The sequence below is a fragment of the Vibrio sp. 811 genome (assembly GCF_033339195.1).
This window is the reverse complement of the sequence record NZ_JAWOUB010000414.1, coordinates 1-698: the sequence shown is the minus strand read 5'-3', so window position 1 is coordinate 698 and position 698 is coordinate 1. Positions and strand designations below refer to the sequence as shown.

The window sequence follows — 698 nt, the reverse complement described above, 5'->3', positions numbered from 1 at the left end:
TAGTACATAGGGCGGAATCGATATGGAAAAACCATTACGTATTGGCATCATTGCTGGCGAGTTATCTGGTGACACGCTAGGGGAAGGCTTTATCAAGGCAGTGAAAGAGCGATACCCGAATGCAGAGTTCGTTGGCATCGGTGGGCCAAAAATGATCGCACAAGGCTGTGAATCTCTTTTTGATATGGAAGAGTTAGCTGTAATGGGCTTAGTTGAAGTGCTTGGACGATTACCTCGTTTGTTAAAAGTAAAAGCTGAGCTTGTTAAGTACTTCACTCAGAACCCGCCAGATGTTTTTGTCGGTATTGATGCGCCAGATTTTAACTTGCGTCTAGAGTTAGATTTAAAGCAAGCAGGCATTAAAACCGTGCACTACGTGAGCCCTTCAGTATGGGCGTGGCGTCAAAAGCGTATCTTCAAAATCGAGGCTGCGACCAACCTGGGACTGGCTTTTCTACCGTTTGAAAAGGCGTTTTACGATAAATTTAAAGTGCCTTGTGAGTTTATCGGCCACACCTTAGCGGATGCTATTCCTTTGCAATCTGAGCAAGCGCCTGCGCGAGATCTGCTAGGACTTGAACAAGACAAAAAATGGTTAGCAGTTTTACCGGTTAGCCGAGATAGTGAGCTCAAGATGCTCTCTCAGCCATTCATTGAGACGTGCAAGCTTCTGCACCAAAAATACCCCGGTTTGGGCT

Annotated in this window: 1 protein-coding gene; it reads left to right on the top strand. The window is 45.8% G+C overall.

The window, feature by feature from the left end; translation table 11 throughout:
• Positions 1–22: 22 nt before the first annotated feature.
• Positions 23–698, top strand: a 676-nt coding sequence (gene lpxB / locus R7Q46_RS27205; protein ID WP_318078270.1) for a lipid-A-disaccharide synthase, incomplete at its 3' end; no start/stop codon positions are given.